General features: G+C 64.7%; 14 protein-coding genes. 7 read left to right on the top strand and 7 right to left on the bottom strand.

Annotated features, from left to right (window positions below):
* Positions 1-294 precede the first annotated feature (294 nt).
* From LO787_RS06615 to LO787_RS06600, 4 genes are all read right to left on the bottom strand, one after another.
* Positions 295-1605, bottom strand: coding sequence for a UDP-glucose dehydrogenase family protein (locus tag LO787_RS06615; protein ID WP_232495059.1), 1311 nt, complete (start codon positions 1603-1605; stop codon positions 295-297).
* 75 nt (positions 1606-1680) lie between these two features.
* Positions 1681-2694: an NAD-dependent epimerase/dehydratase family protein gene (locus LO787_RS06610; protein WP_420847811.1), complete on the bottom strand. Its 1014-nt coding sequence runs from the start codon at positions 2692-2694 to the stop codon at positions 1681-1683.
* A gap of 109 nt (positions 2695-2803) precedes the next feature.
* Entirely contained in the window at positions 2804-3715 is a 912-nt protein-coding gene (locus LO787_RS06605) for an autotransporter outer membrane beta-barrel domain-containing protein (protein WP_232495057.1), read from the bottom strand.
* 14 nt (positions 3716-3729) lie between these two features.
* Positions 3730-5742, bottom strand: coding sequence for an ATP-binding protein (locus LO787_RS06600; RefSeq protein ID WP_232495056.1), 2013 nt, complete (start codon positions 5740-5742; stop codon positions 3730-3732).
* Positions 5743-6428: 686 nt separating this feature from the next.
* On the opposite strand from LO787_RS06600, the gene LO787_RS06595 reads away from it, so the two are divergent.
* The 4 genes from LO787_RS06595 to galE all read left to right on the top strand — a co-directional run bounded on the left by LO787_RS06595 (position 6429) and on the right by galE (position 12639).
* On the top strand, positions 6429-7202 hold the full coding sequence (locus LO787_RS06595; RefSeq protein WP_232495055.1) for a response regulator: 774 nt from the start codon (positions 6429-6431) through the stop codon (positions 7200-7202).
* Between the two features lie 112 nt (positions 7203-7314).
* On the top strand, positions 7315-8265 hold the full coding sequence (locus LO787_RS06590; RefSeq protein ID WP_232495054.1) for an intradiol ring-cleavage dioxygenase: 951 nt from the start codon (positions 7315-7317) through the stop codon (positions 8263-8265).
* A gap of 59 nt (positions 8266-8324) precedes the next feature.
* A complete protein-coding gene (locus LO787_RS06585; protein WP_232495053.1) occupies positions 8325-11486 on the top strand; it encodes an autotransporter outer membrane beta-barrel domain-containing protein in 3162 nt (1053 codons plus the stop codon).
* 127 nt (positions 11487-11613) lie between these two features.
* The gene (gene galE / locus LO787_RS06580; RefSeq protein ID WP_232495052.1) at positions 11614-12639 is read left to right on the top strand and encodes a UDP-glucose 4-epimerase GalE; all 1026 of its coding nucleotides are present in this window, start codon (positions 11614-11616) and stop codon (positions 12637-12639) included.
* An 83-nt stretch (positions 12640-12722) separates the two neighbouring features.
* Here the strand turns inward: galE and gmd are convergent, their stop codons facing one another.
* From gmd to LO787_RS06565, 3 genes are all read right to left on the bottom strand, one after another.
* Positions 12723-13865, bottom strand: coding sequence for a GDP-mannose 4,6-dehydratase (gene gmd, locus LO787_RS06575; RefSeq protein WP_232495051.1), 1143 nt, complete (start codon positions 13863-13865; stop codon positions 12723-12725).
* Between the two features lie 332 nt (positions 13866-14197).
* Positions 14198-14851, bottom strand: a complete 654-nt coding sequence (locus LO787_RS06570) for a polysaccharide biosynthesis/export family protein (protein ID WP_232495050.1) — start codon at positions 14849-14851, stop codon at positions 14198-14200.
* 338 nt (positions 14852-15189) lie between these two features.
* Positions 15190-16149 carry a M48 family metalloprotease gene (locus tag LO787_RS06565; protein WP_232495049.1) on the bottom strand — a complete coding sequence of 320 codons (960 nt, stop codon included), beginning with the start codon at positions 16147-16149 and terminating at the stop codon, positions 15190-15192.
* 184 nt (positions 16150-16333) lie between these two features.
* Between LO787_RS06565 and LO787_RS06560 the strand changes: the two genes are divergently transcribed.
* The 3 genes from LO787_RS06560 (at position 16334) to LO787_RS06550 (ending at position 20471) form a co-directional block, all read left to right on the top strand.
* Positions 16334-16600 (top strand): hypothetical protein, encoded by a 267-nt coding sequence (locus LO787_RS06560; protein WP_232495048.1) that lies wholly within the window; start codon positions 16334-16336, stop codon positions 16598-16600.
* A gap of 250 nt (positions 16601-16850) precedes the next feature.
* The gene (locus tag LO787_RS06555) at positions 16851-18149 is read left to right on the top strand and encodes an O-antigen ligase family protein (protein ID WP_232495047.1); all 1299 of its coding nucleotides are present in this window, start codon (positions 16851-16853) and stop codon (positions 18147-18149) included.
* A 138-nt stretch (positions 18150-18287) separates the two neighbouring features.
* Entirely contained in the window at positions 18288-20471 is a 2184-nt protein-coding gene (locus LO787_RS06550) for a GumC family protein (protein ID WP_232495046.1), read from the top strand.
* Positions 20472-20508: the final 37 nt, after the last annotated feature.

Genomic DNA, 20508 nt, shown 5'->3' with positions numbered 1-20508 from the left:
CGACGGGTCGGGAGGGGCCGGGTTTGTGAACGCCACCTGAAAATTCGGAACTGCATTCGATGAACGGCGTTTCATCAGCGAGAGGTTGCCGATGCGACGCTGAGAAAAAGCAGGTCCGCGATGATCAATACTTATGACACACGTATCGAAGTTCCACCGTTCGATCTGCCAGTGATACTGGCCTTCAACGGGGTTTTGTGGGCCGTGATCGTCACGATCGCCGCGCTCGTCTGGTGATCCTCCGGTTGGAATGTCGGGCGGAGCGCGAAGCCCCACCCGTATCTGTTACAACTGTCAGGGACGGCCGATGGAAGCGTAGTCGAACCCCGCCTCGCGCATTTCGTGCGGCTTGTAGATGTTGCGCAGATCGACCAGCACCGGCGCCTTCGCGAGAGTCTTGACCCGGTCGAGGTCGAGCGCGCGGAATGCGTCCCATTCCGTCACGATCACCACGGCGTCCGCGCCTTCGATGGCGGTGTAGGGGTCGCCCACCATCTCCACTTCCGGCATCAGCGGACGGGCGAGTTCCATGCCCTCCGGGTCGAATGCGGCAACGCTGACGCCAGCGTCATCTAGCGTCTGCGCGATCGCGATGGCGGGCGAATCGCGCATGTCGTCGGTGTTCGGCTTGAAGGTCAGGCCCAGCATGGCGACGCGCTTGCCGCGCGCCTCGTCCGCACCGCCGAGCGCCTCGATGACCTTGCGGCCCATGGCGCGCTTGCGGCTGTCGTTTACCTTGGAGACCGCCTCGACGATGCGCAGCGGACTTTCGTAATCCTCGGCCGTCTTGAGCAGCGCCAGGGTGTCCTTGGGGAAGCAGGAGCCGCCATAGCCGGGCCCGGCATGGAGGAACTTCTTGCCGATGCGCCCGTCGAGACCGATGCCGCGCGCCACGTCCTGCACGTCGCCGCCGACCTTCTCGCACAAGTCCGCGATCTCGTTGATGAAGGTGATCTTCGTCGCGAGGAAGGCGTTGGCGGCGTACTTGATGATTTCGGCCGAGCGGCGCGAGGTGAACAGGATCGGGGATTCGTTCAGAAACAGCGGGCGGTAGACCTGCCGCATCACTTCGCGCCCGAACTCGTCCTCGGCGCCGATAACGATACGGTCGGGGCGCTTGAAGTCGCCGATGGCCGCGCCTTCGCGCAGGAACTCGGGGTTGGAGACGACGGCGACGCGGTGCGGCGTGCCGCTGTCCGCGAGGATGCGCTCCACTTCGTCGCCGGTGCCGACGGGCACGGTCGACTTGGTGACGATCACGGCGTCGTTCGACAGGTTCTCGCCCACTTCGCGCGCGACGGCGTGGACGAACGAGAGGTCGGCGTGGCCGTCGCCGCGACGCGACGGAGTGCCGACCGCGATGAAGATCGCGCTGGCACCGCGGATGCCTTCGGCAAGATCGGTGGTGAACGAGAGGCGGCCCGCCTTGACGTTGCCGCCGACGAGGGCGTCGAGCCCCGGCTCGTAGATCGGCATGATCCCGTCATGCAGGCGGTCGATCTTGGACTGGTCCTTGTCGATACAGACGACGTTGTGGCCGAAATCGGCGAAGCAGGCTCCTGACACCAGGCCGACGTAGCCCGAACCTACCATTGCAATCTTCATGTGAACCTCTTTGGGAGGGGAATTGGAGCGCCTTTTAGATGCTGCGCCAGCGAAGGGGAAGACAAAGCCCCCGTCTCAAAATCCAGTATATCCCCGGAACCAGTCGACAAAACGCGGCACCCCTACCTCGATGGGGGTACTCGGCGCGTAGCCGGTGTCGCGGGTGAGGGCGGCGATGTCGGCGTAGGTCGCGTGGACGTCACCCGGCTGCATCGGCAGCAGGTTACGCTGCGCCTTGCGGCCGCAAGCGTCTTCCAGCACCTCGATCAGGCGCAGAAGCTGTTCGGAGCGGTTGTTGCCGATGTTGTAGAGCGCGTGCGGCTTGACGCTGCCGCCGGCCTTTTCCAGCCCATCATCGGCAGGCGGCCGGTCGAGGCAGGCGAGCACGCCGCCGACGATATCGTCGATGTAGGTGAAGTCGCGGCTCATCTCGCCGTGGTTGTAGACGTCGATCGGGCGGTCGTTGAGGATGTTCGTCGCGAACTTCCACATCGCCATGTCCGGGCGGCCCCAGGGACCGTAGACGGTAAAGAATCGCAGGCCGGTCAGCGGAATGCGGAAGAGATGGGCGTAGGTCTCGCTCATCAGCTCGTCCGCCTTCTTGGTGGCGGCGTAGAGCGATACCGGGTTGTCGGCGCGGTCCTCGACGGCGAACGGAAGCTTCGTGTTGCCGCCGTAGACCGAGCTGGAACTGGCATAGACCATGTGTCCGACCTGCCGCGCCCGTGCGAGTTCGAGCATGTTGACGTGCCCGGCAAGGTTCGAGGCGACGTAGGCCTGCGGGTTCTCCAGCGAGTAACGGACGCCCGCCTGCGCGCCGAGGTGGACGATGCTCTCGAAAGAGAACGGCTCGAGCGTTTCGGTCAGCGTCGACATCTCGGAAAAGTCGAGGTGGCGAAAGTGGAAGAGGTTGCCATGCCGCGCGGCGAGCCGGTCAAGCCGCGCCTGCTTGAGCGATACCGGGTAGTAGTCGTTGAGGTTGTCGATCCCGACGACGGGCTGGCCGCGCTCCATCAGCGCCTCGGCCACGGCGGCGCCGATGAAGCCTGCCGCACCCGTAACCAGTACCGTCGAACCTTGGTATGCCATCATGTTCCTCGCTCTGCCGCCTGACCGTTTCAGTCCGATTGCAGTCGCGGCGCTAGCGCAAAAAGATGGATCAGTTGATAATTTGCGTGGGTCTACCTTGGATGAGACATCAGAACGAGCGGCGCAGCGTCGCTCCTGCGGAGGTCATGTTGCCCGCCTTCACGCCGAAACTGCGCGTGGCGAACAGGTCGAGGTAGAGATTGTCGCCCAGCTTCATGTTGGCGGTCGCGCCCGCTTCGAACCAGCTGTCGGCGTAGTGCTTGCTGTAGAGTCGGAACGGCAGTTCCGCGCCGGGATCTTCGTTGCGCCCGATCCGCAACGCCGACAGCCCGTTGCTGGTCCAGTTGCGCGACAGGGAAAGCCCTGCGTAGTGGACGCCCGACGGACCGAAGGCATGGTCTACGCGTATCGCCGCATTGGCCGACCATGTGGGCTCGTCGGTTTCCTGATCGCGCAGATTGGTGACCGCGGGAGCAGGGCGCAGCAGCTTGCCGTCCGCGAATGACGCGGCGACGGTTGGGGTCAGGAAGAAGCTTCTGCCGAGCGGCAGTATCCGCCCGAAATCGCCGCCGATCGCGTAGTAGTCGCTGCCCTTCGCCCCGGTGCTGGAGCGGCTGCCGAGCGAGGTGCTGATGCGACCGTAATCCTGCCGTCCGTAGCTTGCCCAGCCGTCGACCACCCAGTTGTCGAAATTGCCGCCCGCGCCGAACGTGCCGACGTAATAGTCGGAGGGGAGCGCGGTGTCCGCCTGCGTCAGCGTGCCGTGATAGCGCATCACGCTGCCGCGCAGGTAACCGCGCCCGACCGTGCGGGTGAGGCTCAGCGATTGCCAGCTGCCATCGGGGCCGTCGTCGCGGGCGCTAACCCCGACGGAGATCGTGCCGGTCCAGAGCAGTGGTTCGGTGGTGTCCACGGCTGTCTGCTCATCTGCGGAAACGGCATCCGCCTCCTGCGCTATGGCGGGTACGGCGGACAGCGACAGGGCGAGGCAGAAGGCGAACCTTCTTGCGCGAGTGTGCATCGCGGGGCGGTTCCTCAGGCGGCCTTGCGCAGTGTCGGCACGACTGCAACGGGCACCGTCACGCGGGCGATGAAGCCGTCCTGCCCGTGGGCGAAGGACACATCACCGCCATGCGCCCTTGCGATCGAGCGGCAGACCGCAAGGCCGAGGCCGCTGCCCATACGGCCGGACTTGCGCGCGGATTCGCTCCGGTAGAAGGGCTCGAAGGCGCGATCGAACTCGTCCTCGGGGATGCCGGGCCCGGCATCGACGATCTCTGCCACTGCCTCGCTGCCGCTGAGGGACACGCGCACGCGGGCACTGTCGCCGTACTTCACGGCATTCTCCAGCAGGTTGCCGAGCAGGCGGCGGATGCCGACGGGATCGACCTCGACCGGAATATGCGCGTTCCGCTCGATCTCCACTCTGGCGCCGACAAGCTGCCAGTCGGCGACGCTGCCCTCGACAAGGTCGGCGAAGTCGAGGTGCTGGCGCGGTCCCGGCGTCGAGGCGTCGCGGATGAAGGCGATGACCTGACTTATCATCGCCTCCATCTCGGTCACTTCCTTCAGCAGCCCCTCGCGCTGGTCGTCGGGCACGTCCTCGATGCGAAAGCGCAGGCGGGTGAGGGGGGTGCGAAGATCGTGGCTGATCGCGCCGACCATCGCCGTGCGGTCGTCGACGAAGGCGCGCAGGCGATGGCGCATCTGGTTGAAGGCGTTGGCGGCACGGCCGATCTCGGCCGGGCCGGAGAGCGGCAGGATCGTGGCCGAGGGATCGCGGCCGAGCTGCTCGGCGGCCTGCGCGAAGTCGCGCAGCGGCACGACGATGCGGCGCACGAATATCCACGCGAGCGGGCTGACGATGGCGAGCGAGAGCGCGAACCACAGCATCACCCGCGTCTGCCAGGCATTCGGGAACGGCTCCGCGCGCGGCGCGACGGCGAGCCATGTACCGTCCTTCTGTCGGGCCGCCGCGACGAAATCGCCCTCGATGAAGGGTGGCGAGGCAGCGGCGAAGATGGAGCTTTGGGTGCGGCGGAAGGGAATGGGTTGGGCGGCGGGCGCAGACACCGGGCTGGCTGCGGCGCCAGGCGTCGCTATCGGTTGTGGCTGGGCGGACGGGGCGACCAAGGGGGCAACAGCGGGCGCAATCGTAGCCACGGCGGTAGGCCGCGTCACGGTTTCGGAAGGCGTTGCGCTTGGCTGCGGAAGCGGTTCGGTAGCCGGTGTGGTCGGCGCTGCCGCCGGAGGCGGCGCGGCGATCACGGGCACGGGTGGTGCCATGCCGACACCCGGACTCAGGCCGGGCTGCGCGAGCGGGCCGGGCGCGCGTCCGGGATTGCCGATGCCGCCCGGGCGACCGACTTCTCCGCCGGGTCGACTGGTGCCCGACTGGCCGCCACCGATAGTGCCGCCGGGCAGGCTTGGGCGAGGCATCGACGATCCGGGTTGGGTGGGGACGCGAGGGCCGTTGCCGCCCGGAAATCCGCCACCGGGAAAGCGGCCGCCCGGCATACGCCCGCCGGGGAACCCGCCCCCCGGCATACCTGCCGGACCGGCGCTGCCGCCAGCAGGCGGTCCGCCGGGAATCGCCTGAGCCTGCGCCTGCTCGATCAGCAGCGACGAGAGGCTGCCGGAACGCGACGCCTTCGCGGCAAGTGGCGAGCGCGTCGCGCTCGGCACGGCGACGCCGCCGACCGGCAACTGCGTGTAGAAGGCCAGCACGACATCGCCGGACGGACGGTCGATCCGCTTCGCCAGTGCATCGCGCGAGGATTCGGAGACCAGCCAGCCCTGCCCGCTCACGTCGGGCGGGCCGCTCATGGCCTTGCGTTCGAGGCGTTCGGGCGCGGGGCCACCGCCCAAAGCGGACGCAACCTCGTCTATGTCCCAGCGCTCGGTCGGGCGCGGCGGCAGGATTACCGTCAGCGCAAGCGTTACCGCCTGCGCCGCAAGCAGTGCGCACACGAGGATCGCGACCATCTGCATGGCCAGCGGCATGCCGAGCCGGTGCGTAAACCGGGGCGGGATCTGGGGCAGGTTCATGGGGCCAGCTTTGCCACGCGATCGCGGCGAATTCGAGATGGGCGATTGTCGCAGGGCCGGCCGATTGCCGGTTGATGCGAAGCGGGGACAGGAGAGAGGGACACGTCCCTCCTGTCCCCGCTCCGCGTTCCCGTCGCCTGCCGAAGCAGGTGGCGGGAACGGTCACCTCGGACCGATGCGGACGCGCGCGCATTGATGCGGCGCGTCCAGCGCGAATCTCTTGGACCGAAAGCCTCGTCATCGGGCTTTTCCGGCCTGTTGCGGCGCGAGTAACACGCACTTGTGTCAGTTTGTAGACTGAGAATTCCCGAAATATCCAACCATTGGATATTCGGTGCATTACTTAGGACTATTCCGGAGCCGTCGACGAGTGGGGCGGGTGCGACTACAGAACCCGCTCGACCGACGGCCCCGGCACCGAGGGGTTCCATGGCGGCGGAACCCCGGACGGTGGCCTTGAACGCAGCGAAACCGTGAGGCGCGGGCAAGGACGCGGGGGGCGCCGGATGCTTTGCGAACACGGTCGGCCGGTGCGTATCGCGGCAAGCTCGACTGTCCATGGCCGGATTCCTGTGCCGGGCAGGTTGCGGGTGGATTTCACCGCTTTGCAGGCAGATTTCAGGGCTGTCGCAAGCTGTATCGGCGGTTGAAATCCTTGCGGCACACATGCTGTTCAACAGCACCTAATGATCCTAGAACGCAACCTGATGGACCTGCAGACCCGCATTCTCATCGTCGACGACGACGAGGGCATCCGCTCGCTGATCGGCGATTTCCTCGCCAAGCACGGCTACGAGACGACCACCGCGGCCGACCCGATCGAGATGCGCGTGCGCCTTGCGAACGAGCGCTTCGACCTCATCGTGCTCGACGTGATGATGCCGCGCGAGGACGGGCTGACGGCGCTGCGCCAGATGGGGCCGGACGCGCCGCCGGTCATCATGCTCTCGGCGGTGGGCAGCGATGTCGACCGCATCGTCGGGCTGGAGATGGGCGCGGACGACTACCTCGCCAAGCCGTGCAATCCGCGCGAACTGCTGGCGCGCATCCGCACCGTGCTGCGCCGTCATGCGGCCACTGCGCCTGCTGCGGTCGAGCCGGTGCCGATGCGCGCGGCGGAGGTCGATTCGGGCGACTGCCTGCACTTCGCGGGCTGGCGTATGGACCTGGGCCTTCGCCTGCTGTTTGACCCCGCCGGAGCGCTGATCTCTCTGTCCGACGGCGAGTTCCGTCTGCTGCGCGCCTTTGCCGAGCATCCGCGCCGCGTGCTCACCCGCGACCAGCTTCTCGACTGGTCGCGCGGCGAGGATTCGGAGCACTACGACCGCGCCATCGACGTCCAGCTTTCGCGCCTGCGTCGCAAGCTGTCGGAGGGGCAGGGCGGCAGCGACATCATCCGCACCGTGCGCAACGAAGGTTACCTCTTCGTCCCCGCCGTGACCGACGACCGCCCGGCCTGATCGTCGCAATCTGGGCGCAACGCATCTGAAATCCGCCTGAAATTCCGGGGCAACCCCCGACGCACAGTCCTCGCCCGAGGCCCGGTCATCCGCCGGGTGCAAGGAGGACACGATGCGATTTCGGGAGCGGGACCGATCCGAAGACCACGGTCACGGGCTGGCCGAAGACCTGCAGGCAATAGGCCGCGAGATGTTCGCCCGCCGCCGCGCCCTGGCGTTCATGGCGAGCGCGGGCACTGCTGCGGCGCTTGCGGCCTGCGGCGGAGACGATAGCGGCAGCTCCTCGGGCTCGGACAGTACCAGCACGTCGTCCGGCTCGTCGACATCGACATCGTCGACGAGCACATCCTCCACCTCGACGTCATCCTCGTCGACTTCCGGCGGCACGTCGACCGCGACCTGCATCGCCGACCCGACCGAGACCAATGGCCCCTATCCGGCCGATGGCACCAACACCGCCAGCGGCTCGACCTCCAACGTGCTCATCCAGAGCGGCGTCGTGCGTTCGGACATCCGGTCGAGCTTCATCGGCTCGACCACGACGGCGGCGGGCGTCCAGCTGGAAATCGAGCTGCAACTCGTCGACGTGAGCAACGGCTGCGCGCCGATCTCGGGCGCGGCGATCTACGTATGGCACTGCGATGCGGCGGGCCTCTACTCGCTCTATTCGAGCGGCGTCACCACGCAGAGCTACCTGCGAGGCGTGCAGGTCACCGACAGCGACGGCAAGGTGAAGTTCACCACGATCTACCCTGCCTGCTATTCGGGCCGCTGGCCGCACATCCATTTCGAGGTGTTCACCGGAGGGCTGACCTCGGCCAGCACCGGCCGCACGGCGAGCCTGATCTCGCAGCTGGCGATGCCCGCCGCGACCAACACCGCCGTGTTCTCCGGCGACACGCGCTACACCGCCAGCATCGCCAACTACAACGCCGTCTCGCTCTCGTCCGACAACGTGTTCGGCGACAACACTTCGGCGCAGATCGCGCAGATGACGCCGACACTGAGCGGCAGCGTCACCGCCGGATACACCGGCACGGCGGTCATCGGCATCGCCACCTGAGGCAGCCCTTCTCCCCTCTTCGCACCACCGCAACACCATCCTTTCGGGACGCACAGAAAATGCCCTCGCTGAAAAGCACCGCCAGTCTCGGCGCACTCGCGCTCGCCATCGCATCCTCGCCGGTCCTTGCCGATACTTCGGTGACCACCGACACCACCACCGCGCTCAAGACCTCCACCGCCGGCAACATCACCATCGGAGAGGACGGCACGCTCACGCTGGCGAGCGGCAGCGGCATCACGGTGGACAGCAATTCCACCGTGACCATGGGCGGCACCATCGACATGGGCGGGGCGGCAGGCGCATCGGCGATCACCGTGAATTCGGGCACGTCCTCGGCCATCAACATTGGCGAGGACGGGGTGATCTCGGTGCTGGAGGACTATGTCCTCGATGACGCGGACGGCGACAACATCGTCACCAGCGGCATCGCCTCGGCGGGCAATCGTTACGGCATCCACGTCAATGGCGTGGCCTCCGGCACGATCCTCAACGAAGGCACGATCTCGGTCGAGGGGCAGAATTCGGGCGGCATCGTGCTCGATGGCGACTGGACCGGATCGGTCACCAACACCGGCACGATCTCGGTGATCGGCGACAACGCAGTCGGCATCTCGACGAAGGGCGTCAATGGCGACGTCACCGTAGAAGGCACCGTCTCGGTGGTCGGCAAGGGTTCCAGCGCGCTGAACGTGGCGGGCGACGTCAGCGGCACCGTCACCATCCAGGGCGCGTTGACCAAGGGTTACACCTTCGTCAACGACGACAGCACGACCATGGTCCTCTCGCGCGAGGCATTGCGCACCGGCACCGCTGCAGTCTCGATCACCGGCAATGTCGATGGCGGCATCTACGTGGCCGCGCCCCCGGTCGACCGTGACGACGACAACGACAACGACGACGAGGACGGCGATGGTGTAGACGACAGCGACGAAGGCACCGGCACGATCACCACTTACGGCAACGGCCCCGCGTTGCAGGTCGGCGGCACCAGCGACATCACCGTGGGATCGGTGACCGGCAACATGGGCACCTATTCGGTCGTGATCGACGGTTCGGTGACCTCGAACTCCTACTACAGCAACACCGACGCCTATGGACTCGTCATCGGTGGGCAGGGCGGCAACGTCACGCTGACCAACGGCATCGGCGTGTCAGGCACGCTGAACGCCACTTCCTACGACCAGTCGGCGGTGGCCCTGCTCATCAATCAGGGAAGCACCGTCACCAGCCTCTACAACAGCGGCACGATCTCCGCCTCGCTGACCTCGGGCGGAGAGGGTTCGACCACCGCCATCCGCGACCTGTCGGGGACGCTGACCTCGCTCGAAAACACCGGTTACATCACCGCGGGCGGCACCAGCACCGACACCCGCACCGCGATAGATCTTTCGGCGAACACCACCGGTGTCACCGTCACCCAGTACCTCAACGACGACGATGCCGAGACGCGCGCCGAGTACGAGGAGGACAACGACGAGGAAGACACCACCGTCTACGCCAAGATCACTGGCGACATCCGGCTGGGATCGGGCAACGACACGCTGGCCGCTTCCACCGGCCAGATCGTCGGCGATACCTACTTCGGCGCGGGCGACGATACGCTCACGCTGTCTGACGATGCGGTCTATTCGGGCGACGTCTATTTCGGCAGCGGCGCGGCCACGGCCAGCCTTTCGGGCACCTCGATCTTCTCCGGCACCATGGATTTCGCGGGAGAGGCCGGCACCGTCACGATCAACGACAGCGCGAAATATTCCGGCCAGTTCGGCAACGCGGCCAATGTCGCGGTGACCGTCAACGGCGGCACCCTGATCCCGGACGAGGCGACGACGGTCAGTTTCGGCAGCCTCACCGTCGGTTCGGGCGGCACGATCGGCGTCTATGTCGATGGAGCCGAAAGCTCGACCATCGTCACCGACAGCGCCACGCTGGCGGACGGCGCCAGCGTCACGGCGACGGTAAACAGCCTCGCCACAGCGCAGGGCACTTACACCGTGCTGACATCTGACAATCTGACGGTCGAGGGTGCGCTGAACTACGCGGTGGACACGCCGTTCATCTACAACGGCTCGGTCAGCAGCGACGACGACAGCGTCTACCTGACATTGTCGCGCAAGACGACCGACGAACTGGGGCTCACGAAGTCGCAGGCGGCGGTGTGGGATGCGATCTACGCGACCGCGCAGAACGACGACAGCATGACCGCCAGCCTGCTCGACGTCGGCGACGCCGCGACGCTGCGCGATCAGGTCGGAGGGCTGGTCCCCGATCACGCCGGCGGCGTGTTCAAGGCGGTCACCACCGCAGACCGCCTTGCCGCACGGCATATCAGCGACGACACCACGCTGTTCGACATCTCCGATGTGGGCGGCTGGTTCGAGCCGATCTACTGGCGCGCCAGCAAGGACGCGACCGGCACGGCGGGCTACAAGGCGAACGGCTGGGGTCTTTCCGGCGGCGTCGAGCGGCGCACGGACCTCGGCTATTTCGGCGTGTCCTATGCGTGGATGCAGGGTTCGGTGAAGAACAACGGGGGCACCGGCAAGCTGGACATCGGCCAGCATGACCTCAGCCTGTTCTGGCGCACTTCCAACGGGCCGCTGCTCGCGTGGGCGCGCGTGGGTGCATCGCGCATCTCGATCGACTCCACCCGTACCTACACCGGCACCATCGACGACACCGACTTTTCCTATGCCGCCGACGGCAGCTGGAAGGGGTGGCTGTTCTCCGGACTGGCGGGTGCGTCCTACCGCTTCGACATGTCGCGCCGCTTCAGCCTGAAGCCTAAGGTGGAACTGGAGCAGATGTGGCTCAAGGAAAAGGGCTATGACGAAACTGCCGACAGCGATGCGATGGCGCTCACTGTCGCAGGACGTACCAGCAGGATGCTGACCGCCACGCCGAGCGTGACCGCATCCTACTCGCTGGGCACCATTTCGCCCGACTGGCGCCCGTTGACCTTCCAGATTGAGGCCGGTCGCCGCGAAGTGCTGAGTGGTCAGCTCGGCAGCACTACCGCCTACTTCAACGGCGGCGACAGCTACGATGCGGGCGAAGCCTTCACTATCGCGGGCGACAGCCTGAAGGGCGCATGGATCGGCGAGGCGAGCGTGCTCGCGGGCGGCTACGACTTCACCTGGAAGATCACCGCCCGTGCCGAGCAGGCGAGCACCGGCACCGACCTTTCAGCGCGCGCCTCGCTCAGCATGGCGTTCTGAGGTCCGGCAATAATGGATGACACCGCCGGAACCGTTTGACCTCTCCCGGCCTCCCCCATATCGCTGTCGCCGGATCGGGCGCGGGCCACTCCCGCTCGCCCCGACAGGCGACAGCGCAGGGGATATCATGACGATCAAGCATCCCGTACTCGTGACCGGCGGCGCCGGTTACATCGGCAGTCATGCGGTTCTGGCACTCAGGGATGCGGGCTGGCCCGTCTCGGTGATCGACAACCTCGTCACCGGTTTTCGCTTTGCGATTCCGGAGGGCGTGACCTTCTACCAGGGCGACATCGAGGACGGCGAACTGCTCGCCCGGATATTTGCCGAACAGGGCATGGGCAACGGCAAGGGCGCGATCATGCATTTCGCCGGCTCGGTCGTGGTGCCTGAATCGGTGACCGACCCGCTCAAGTACTACCACAACAACACCGCCAAGAGCCGCGCGCTGATCGACGCGGCAATCAAGGCGGGCGTGCCGCACTTCATCTTCAGTTCGACCGCAGCGACTTACGGCATTCCCGAAGTCTCGCCGGTGACCGAGGACAGCCCCAAGTCGCCGATCAATCCCTACGGCATGTCGAAGCTGATGACCGAGACGATGCTGGCGGACGTCGGCCGGGCGCATGCGTTCAACTACTGCGCGCTGCGCTATTTCAACGTGGCGGGGGCAGACCCGCAGGGCCGTACCGGCCAGTCGACCGCAGGGGCGACCCATCTCATCAAGGTCGCCGTCGAAGCTGCCCTGGGCAAGCGCACCCACGTCGGCGTGTTCGGCACCGATTTCGATACGCCTGACGGCACCGGCGTGCGCGACTACATCCACGTTTCCGATCTTGCGAACGCCCACGTCCTCGCGCTTGAAGCACTGATCGCGGAGCCTGCCCGGTCGCTGACGATGAACTGCGGTTACGGCCGTGGCTTCTCGGTGCTGGAAGTGCTCGACGCGGTGGATCGCGTGACCAACCTGCAGATCGACCGCCGCCTCGAAGGCCGCCGCGCGGGCGATCCCGATGCGCTCATCTCCGACAACAGCCGCATCAAGGCGACGATCCCCTGGGTGCCCCGCTACGACGACCTGCCGACCATCGTCGAGCACGCGCTGGCGTGGGAGCGCAAGCTGGGCACGCTGCGGGCCGAAGTAGAAGGCTGAGCTTCCCGACCGGAGCGGACAAATGAAAAGGGCCGGTCGGATTGTCCGACCGGCCCTTTCTGCATACCCTGTCGTTCCGACCGTCAGCCTTCGACGCTGACGGGGATCTCAAGGCCGTGTTCCTTGAGCAGTGCGAAGCGGCGGGCGGACTTGTGGTCCTCCGCGACCATCTCGGCGCACATTTCCTGCACGGTGATGTGCGGCACCCAGCCGAGAAGTTCCTTGGCCTTGCTCGGGTCACCGAGCAGCGTATCGACTTCGGCCGGGCGGAAGTAGCGCGGGTCGATGCGCATCACGACATCGCCGACTTCCAGCGCCGGAGCCATATCTCCCTCGATCGCGGCGACGGTAGCGATCTCTTCAACGCCCTCACCCGAAAACTCGAGCGTCACGCCCAGTTCCTTGGCCGACCAGGCGATGAACTGGCGCACCGAATACTGCACGCCGGTGGCGATCACGAAGTCGCGCGCCTCTTCCTGCTGCAGCATCATCCACTGCATGCGCACGTAGTCCTTGGCGTGGCCCCAGTCGCGCAGCGAATCGATGTTGCCCATGTAGAGGCAGGGTTCGAGACCGAGCGCGATATTGGCGAGGCCGCGCGTGATCTTGCGCGTCACGAAGGTCTCGCCGCGACGCGGGGACTCATGGTTGAAGAGCACGCCGTTGCAGGCATACATGCCGTAGGCTTCACGGTAGTTCACCGTGATCCAGTAGGCGTAGAGCTTGGCTACGGCATAAGGCGAGCGCGGATAGAACGGCGTCGTCTCGCGCTGCGGGATCTCCTGCACCAGACCGTAGAGTTCCGAGGTGGAGGCCTGGTAGAAACGGGTCTTCTTCTCGAGCCCCAGGAAGCGGACGGCTTCGAGGATGCGCAGGGTGCCGAGCGCATCGACGTCGGCGGTATACTCGGGCGCCTCGAAGCTGACGGCGACGTGGCTCTGCGCGCCGAGATTGTAAATCTCGTCCGGCTCGATGTCGCGGATCAGGCGCGTGAGGTTGGAAGTGTCGCTGAGGTCACCGTAATGCAGCTTGAACTTCGAGCCGTGCTTGTGAGGGTCTTCGTAGATGTGATCGACGCGGGCGGTATTGAACAACGAGGCGCGGCGCTTGATGCCATGGACCTCGTAACCCTTTTCCAGCAGGAATTCAGCGAGATAGGAACCGTCCTGACCGGTAACGCCGGTGATCAGCGCGACCTTGGAACTGCCGCTGCCGGAATTGCTCATCTTTTCGACATCCCGTTCAAAAATAGAGTACTACGCATAGGCCTCTATTGAATTTGCTGCAATGCAAAAACTCTCCGCCATGCCTGTCTTGGGCATGTTGCGCGATGCGCCGGTGCTTGCGGATGGTGAACAGCGTCTTCGGATTAAGCCGGAAGGACTTGCATCGCGTGGCGCAAGTCAATGTAATGATTTCGTTTGCAGAAACGTCGGTTGTTTTGCGCAGACGCGCCGAGTTCTCGCGCGAACCGGCTCAGGCCTGTGCTGTGCGCACCCGGAGTCGGTTCATGCTGCGAGGGGATCCCGCAGCATGAACCGGCAAGGGGATCTAAGTCTTAGTTGGTTCCCAGAACGACGAAGGCGTTGAAGATCGGGGCGGCGCGCAGGATATCCTGCCAGACTGCCCGAGCCGCCGAGCGGCCAATGGTGATGACGTCGCCATCCATGACCTCGGGATCAGGCGCAATGCCCGAGCGCACGTCCTTCAGATTGAAACGCGCGGCCATGCGCTTGCCGTCGATCGTGCGGAAGATCAGCACCTCATCCAGCCTTGCCGTATCCGTCGGGCTCTGCGCACGGGCAATGGCGGACAGCAGCGTGAACTTGTTGCCGATCTCGTAGACGCCTGGCGTCTTGACTTCGCCTTCGACAGAAACGACGCGCTTGGCAGGCTCGACGACGGCCACCGTCACCTGCGGATTGACGAGATAGCGCCCGCCCAGAGCGGAAGCGATCGCGCTCGACAATTGGGGCGCGGTGAGGCCGCCAGCCTTGATCTGCCCGGCAAGCGGAAGCTGGATGAATCCGGCTTCGTCGACGCGGAGTTGAGGGTTGCTGAGGCCTTCCTCACCAAAGACATTGACCGCGATCACGTCTCCGGGAGTGACCAGGTAGTTTTCGACCGAGGGGGCCTTGGCGGGGATCACATCATAAGCGGCCGCGCCGACCGGAAGGTTGGGGTTCGGCGTGGTCGAGGAGCACCCGGCCATGGCCGTTGCGGCCGCAACCAGAACCGAAAGGCCGCAAAGCCTGGGGTATTGAAGCACTATCGGACGTCTCCCTGACGTGGCGCCATGCCTGCAACCATCGGGCGTTCCTGCCGATGGAAGCTACGGCAGGCCCGTTCGGAACCTGGATACCTTCGCATGTGGATGCCACCAACGCCATGCGCAGATCAAGCCTCAACGAATGCGGTCGCGAACCACCTGACGAGGCATGCATTTACGCATGATGTTGCGCGGCGATCCGCTTTGTGCAGTGCGGTAGCGGCGTCCTCCGACTTTGTGAAGAGCTCAGCTGCTGCATGATCTCTTGTCGCGACGGGAGGCTAAAGGCGCGGCGGGCAAGGGCCGTCCACGGCCTTGGCGCGGATGAGCGCCACGCGGGCGTCGGGAGAGCGATGGCTCGGGTCGCGAAAGAAGCGCAGCCAGTCCTGCTTCTTGTAGCGCGGCCAGAATTTGAGCCCGCGCTCGACATCATATCCGGCGCAGCGGGCCAGAGACGCACCGAGGACATCCGCACGGTCTTCCTTGGCTCGCTGGCCAAGACCACTTTTCACGGTGGCGTCATGATAGACGATGTGCGCGAGTTCGTGCCCGGCGACGAGCGCCAATTCATCGTCGCTGCCGGTAAAAGCGACCAGCTTGATGCCAAGGCCGACATTGCGGGCATCGCTGAATGCCTCGATACCCTTGCCGGTCTTCACGACGAAGCGCGCCGCGCAGCCCTCCACCGGCAACAGTTCGGCCGATACCGAGCGCCCTGAGCGCCGTAGAGCGAGATGAAGGGGCTTGCCCGGTGTGGCAGAGGCGAGCATCTCCTCGATCTCGTCGGCAATGAGTTGCGGTGCAGCAGATCGCGCAAGAATAGCCGCAGTATCGCGCCCTTCGATGGCGAGAATATCGTCTCCCGGCAGAACGCCTGCTTTTGCTGCAGCACTGTCGGGCGCAACAGCGGCGACCTGGGGCAGATCGGTCAGCCCGAGCGCGGTTCTGACCGCTGCCTGGTCGGTATCGCCGTAAGCGGCGATGTGATCGATCAGCAGGCCGGTTTGTCCCGATTTTTCGGTACATAGCGGGGCTGCCGTGGTCGACAGCCGGTATCCGACATCGGTCATGCGGACCAATTGCGCGCGCAGAGCAACAGGCCAGGCCGGAACGCTCTGCGCCTCGGCTACGCCATGTATAAGCATTGAACCGAGGGCAAACATGCAGGCGATAATCCTGCGGCGATGCCACCTCTGATTCGGCGAAGTGCTTGTCAGGAAAAGCGAATCAGTCACCAGCATCGAAATGTCGCTCGCATTGCACGGTCGATCGGGCGATTGAAAATGGGATGAAGGCGGAGAGGCCCGGAAAACCTTGCTTCCATGTGTGTATAAGGGAACATCCGTAATTCAGATTGCCTTCCATTGTGCGCTGCGATATACAGAGGCGACGTCACAGTCCATCCGCGTCTTTTCAGGAGGCAACATGAAGTTTAGCAATCTGCTTACGGCCGTCGCCGCTGCCGGCCTGGTCGTTGCTCCCGTGGCTGCCCAGGCTGGCACCGCGGCTGCCGGTTCGGTCGTTTCGGCTAACAAGCTGACCGACTTCGGCTCGCGCAGCTCGACCACCGTCCGTTCGGAAGAGAATCTGTCGGGCGGTCTGCTCGTCGTTCTTCTCCTCGCGATCGGCGCTGGTGGCTACGGCCTCTACAAGGCTATCGACAAGAACGACAAGTCGCGCGGCGCTAACTGAGCCGACGACTTGATGTGAATTACGGCGCCCGGACGCAGCTCGGCTGCTTCCGGGCGTTGTTTTGTCCGGGCGACCTTGCCTGGATCGCGTCCCGCTTTATTGTGGGCGCTGCGGACCGAATTTTCGGGTGTCCGCGCCGTGCGGGAGGATGAAGTTGGCCTCTGGTAAAGAGCTTTCCAGTGCTCCGAAATCCAGGCGGTCGACTGTCTTCATATTTCCGCCGTTTCAACAACTTTGCGCCTTGCTCATAGTGGCTCTGCTCGCCGGTGGCGGCGGCGTCGGCGCAGGCATGGCCAACCTGATCGTGCAGCTTGCGGCGATCGCCCTGCTTGCATTCAACGGGCCTGCGATACTCAACGTGCTGCGCGGCACGGGTCCAGGACTGGTGTTGCTGGTCGGACTGACGATGGCCGTGCCGGTGCTGCAACTCGTGCCGCTACCCCCTCTATTGTGGCAAGGGCTCCCGGGCAGAGCGCTCGAAGTCGAAGCCCTGACGCTGATCGGGGAGGCGCAGACGTGGCGGCCTTTGAGCGTCGCTCCTGCACGTACTTTCGTCGGCCTCGCCGGTTTGATCGCCCCCTTTACGGTGCTGCTGCTAGCGCTGCGGCTTCCCGAGCGTCGAGGCGCCATTCTGGATGTCGTCATTGCAGGCGGGGTTGCCGTCATTCTTCTCGGCGGCGTGCAGATGGCTTCTGGCGGCACGACGGGCATGATCTATGCCGAAACGCACGGCTCGAGCGAACTGTTCGGCACCTTTGCAAACCGTAACTCCAGCGGACTCTTCCTTGTTCTCGCGCTTGCAGCCGTGGTCTCGCGCATGCAGGTGGGAAGAGGAGCGCTTCGCGATCCCACTTCGGTGATCCGTTACGCGCTCGTTTTCGTATTTTGCGTCGCCGTTGTGCTGACGCGTTCACGCTCTGCCATGGCGCTTGCTCTGCTGCCCATGCTGCACCTTGCCTGGCGGTTGCTGCCCCTTGTGCGGCAGCGTGGTCGCGGCGTTGCTTTGGGTATCGCGGTGCTGGCGGTCGTGGCGGCGATAGGGGCGGGCCTGGTCGCACAGAACAATGACCGCGCTCGTCAGGCGCTCGCGCGTTTCGATGATATCCAGGCGGTTCGCCTCTGGATCTGGGACGATGCGCTTGTCGCCACGAAGCGCTATTGGCCGGTGGGGGCTGGCGTCGGTGCATTCGACGAGGTGTTCCAGATCGACGAATCCATCGAGTACCTCGAACCGACACGCGCCGGTCGCGCGCATAACGAACTGCTGGAGCAGGCTCTGGAATCCGGTCTCGCCGGAGTTCTGCTCGCCGCTGCATGGACGGGATGGGTTGCGGTTGCGGCATGGCGCAGCATGACGCGCAGGGCCGAGCCGGCGACGACCGGTGCTGTCGTCATGATCTGCTGTATCGCTTTCCAGTCGGTTCTGGACTATCCATTGCGAAATCAGGCGCTAATGTGCGCCGCAGCATTGCTGGTCGCGATGCTTGCCGCACAAGGCCGTGATGGTCGAGCGAAGGCGACCGGAAAGGGAAGTGTCGAGGCGGAGTAGCGGGGCTTTTAGCAATAGGGGAGGGGCGCGGCGGGCCGTTCAGCGGCCCCCTGCCGAAGGTCTGACGGAAACCCGGACCAGGCGGTACTCCCTGCCGCACGACATCGTAACGAGGTTTCCGGTGATTGATATATGAGGGTGGAGCAGCAGTTGCAGGCACGATCCATGGAGCATGAGGCGAGCCTCATCTACGATCTGGAGGAAGAGGGTTCTTCCTCGCCCTTCGGTTTTGATCTGCGCGCGATCCTTGCTGCAGTTCGGCGCAACCTCAAGTGGGTAGTGGTGATCGTGGGCCTTGCGCTCGCGGCCGGCGTGGCGCTGACGCTGATGATCACGCCCAGATACGTCGCTTTCTCGCGTGTCCTGGTTAACCAGAAGGCAGACGAGATCATTCAGGGCAGCAATCTTCGCGAGACCTCTGAAAGCTTCGACGCAGATCGGTTCCTTCAGACCCAGGTCGACATCATCAAGGGGCGCTCGATGGCGCAGCGAGTGATCGCGAGCGGCAAGCTGATCGACGATCCTCGGTTCTATGCAGCGATGGGCGCGGAGCGGGCGCAAGGCACCGCGCCGGCCCGGCTGAAGGATGCGGTCGATCTGCTTTCCGAAGCACTCGAAGTGAACCTGCCTGCCAACAGCAGCATCGTCAGCATTAGCGTCACCAGCCGCGATCCCGCATATTCGGCCAAGCTGGCCGACCTTTATGCCCAGAACTTCATCCAGTCGAACCTGAACCAGAAGTTCGAGAGTTCGGCCTACGCGCGGCAGTTCCTGACCTCCCAGTTGGAGGAGGCGCGCACGCGACTGGAAAACTCCGAACGCGATCTCAATCGCTATTCGCGCGCCGCCGGCCTGATCCGCGTCGCGGGGCAGGGTGAAGCGGCCGCGCAGGAATCGACGCTGTCGGTTACCAACGATGCGCTTGTACAGACGAATGCTGCAGCTGGCGCTGCGACCGCTGAGCGTATCGCCGCGGAAGACGCTTGGCGCACGATATCAGGCGAGCCTCTGCTGAACATTCCGCAGGTTCAGGAAAACGCCGTCGTCCAGGATTTGCTCAAGCAGAAGGCGGGGCTTGAGGCTGCGCTTGCCAATGAGCGCACGCGGCACCTCGACGACTATCCGACGATCAAGACTTTCCGTGCGCAGATTGCGGAGATCGATCGGCGCATCAATACCGTTGCGACCTCGATCAAGCGTTCGATCTACCTGAACTTCGAAGCTATCAAGGCCAAGGAAGGCTCGCTGAAGTCGCAGGTTGTGGATCTGCAGCAGTCCGCGCTCACGGAGCAGGACAATGGCGTCCACTACAATATTCTGAAGCGCGTGGCCGACACCAACCGCGCACTCTACGACGCGCTGCTTGAGCGATACAACCAGCTGAACGCGACGGCGGGGGCCAATTCGAACAACATCTCGTTGATCGACAGCGCCGAAGTGCCGGAGACTCCCGCTTCGCCGAAAATGGGCATCAACCTGTTCGTGGCCTTTGTTTTGGGCTGCCTGGGTGCGGCATTCTTCGTTTACCTCAAGGAAACCTTCGACGACACGATCCGTGTCCCGTCGGATGTCGAGCGCAAGCTGAATCTGCCGCTACTGGCGGTCATTCCGATCCAGGAGGAAGGCGCTGCGGCAGACAACCTGAACGACGCGAAGTCTCCGATCAGCGAGGCTTACCATTCGCTCGTCGTCAACCTCCGCTACTCGACGACCCATGGTTTCCCCAAGGTGCTGGTCGTCACCAGTTCGGGCCAGTCCGAGGGTAAAACAACCAGCGCGCATGCCATCGCGGCCGACATGGCTCGACTGGGACGGCGGATTCTTCTCGTCGATGCCGACTTGCGCCGTCCGACGCTGCACCGCACCATTGGCAGGCAGATTCCGGGTCTCACCGAAGCGCTTGTCAGCGACGTCCCCGTCGATAGTTTGATCGTGCCCTCGCAGGTCGAGAACCTGAGCTACCTGAGCGCGCTTCCCATGCCGCCCGAACCGGCGTTGCTGCTCAGTGGCGATCGCATGGCGCAACTGGTTTCCGATCTCGCGGAAGCCTACGATTCGGTGGTTATCGACTGCCCGCCGATGCTGGGTCTGTCCGATACTGCGGCGATCGCGAAGCTCTCTGATGGCGTGTTGTTCATGGTCGATGCCAGTGGCTTCCACCGCGGTGCGGTCAAGACTGCGCTGCGTCGTCTGAGGCTGATCCAGTCGCCGATCCTGGGTATCGTGCTCAACAAGTTCGACCCGAAGAGCGGCGGCAGCGAGCAGGAATACTACGGCTACAACTACTATTCGTATGGTCGGGACAACGAAGAGCCTGCGTAAGCGCTCCGCCTCGGGCCTCGCCATCGGCGCGGCGTGG

Source organism: Novosphingobium kaempferiae, assembly GCF_021227995.1.
GTDB lineage: Bacteria > Pseudomonadota > Alphaproteobacteria > Sphingomonadales > Sphingomonadaceae > Novosphingobium > Novosphingobium kaempferiae.
This window is presented reverse-complemented; position numbering and strand designations above follow the sequence as displayed.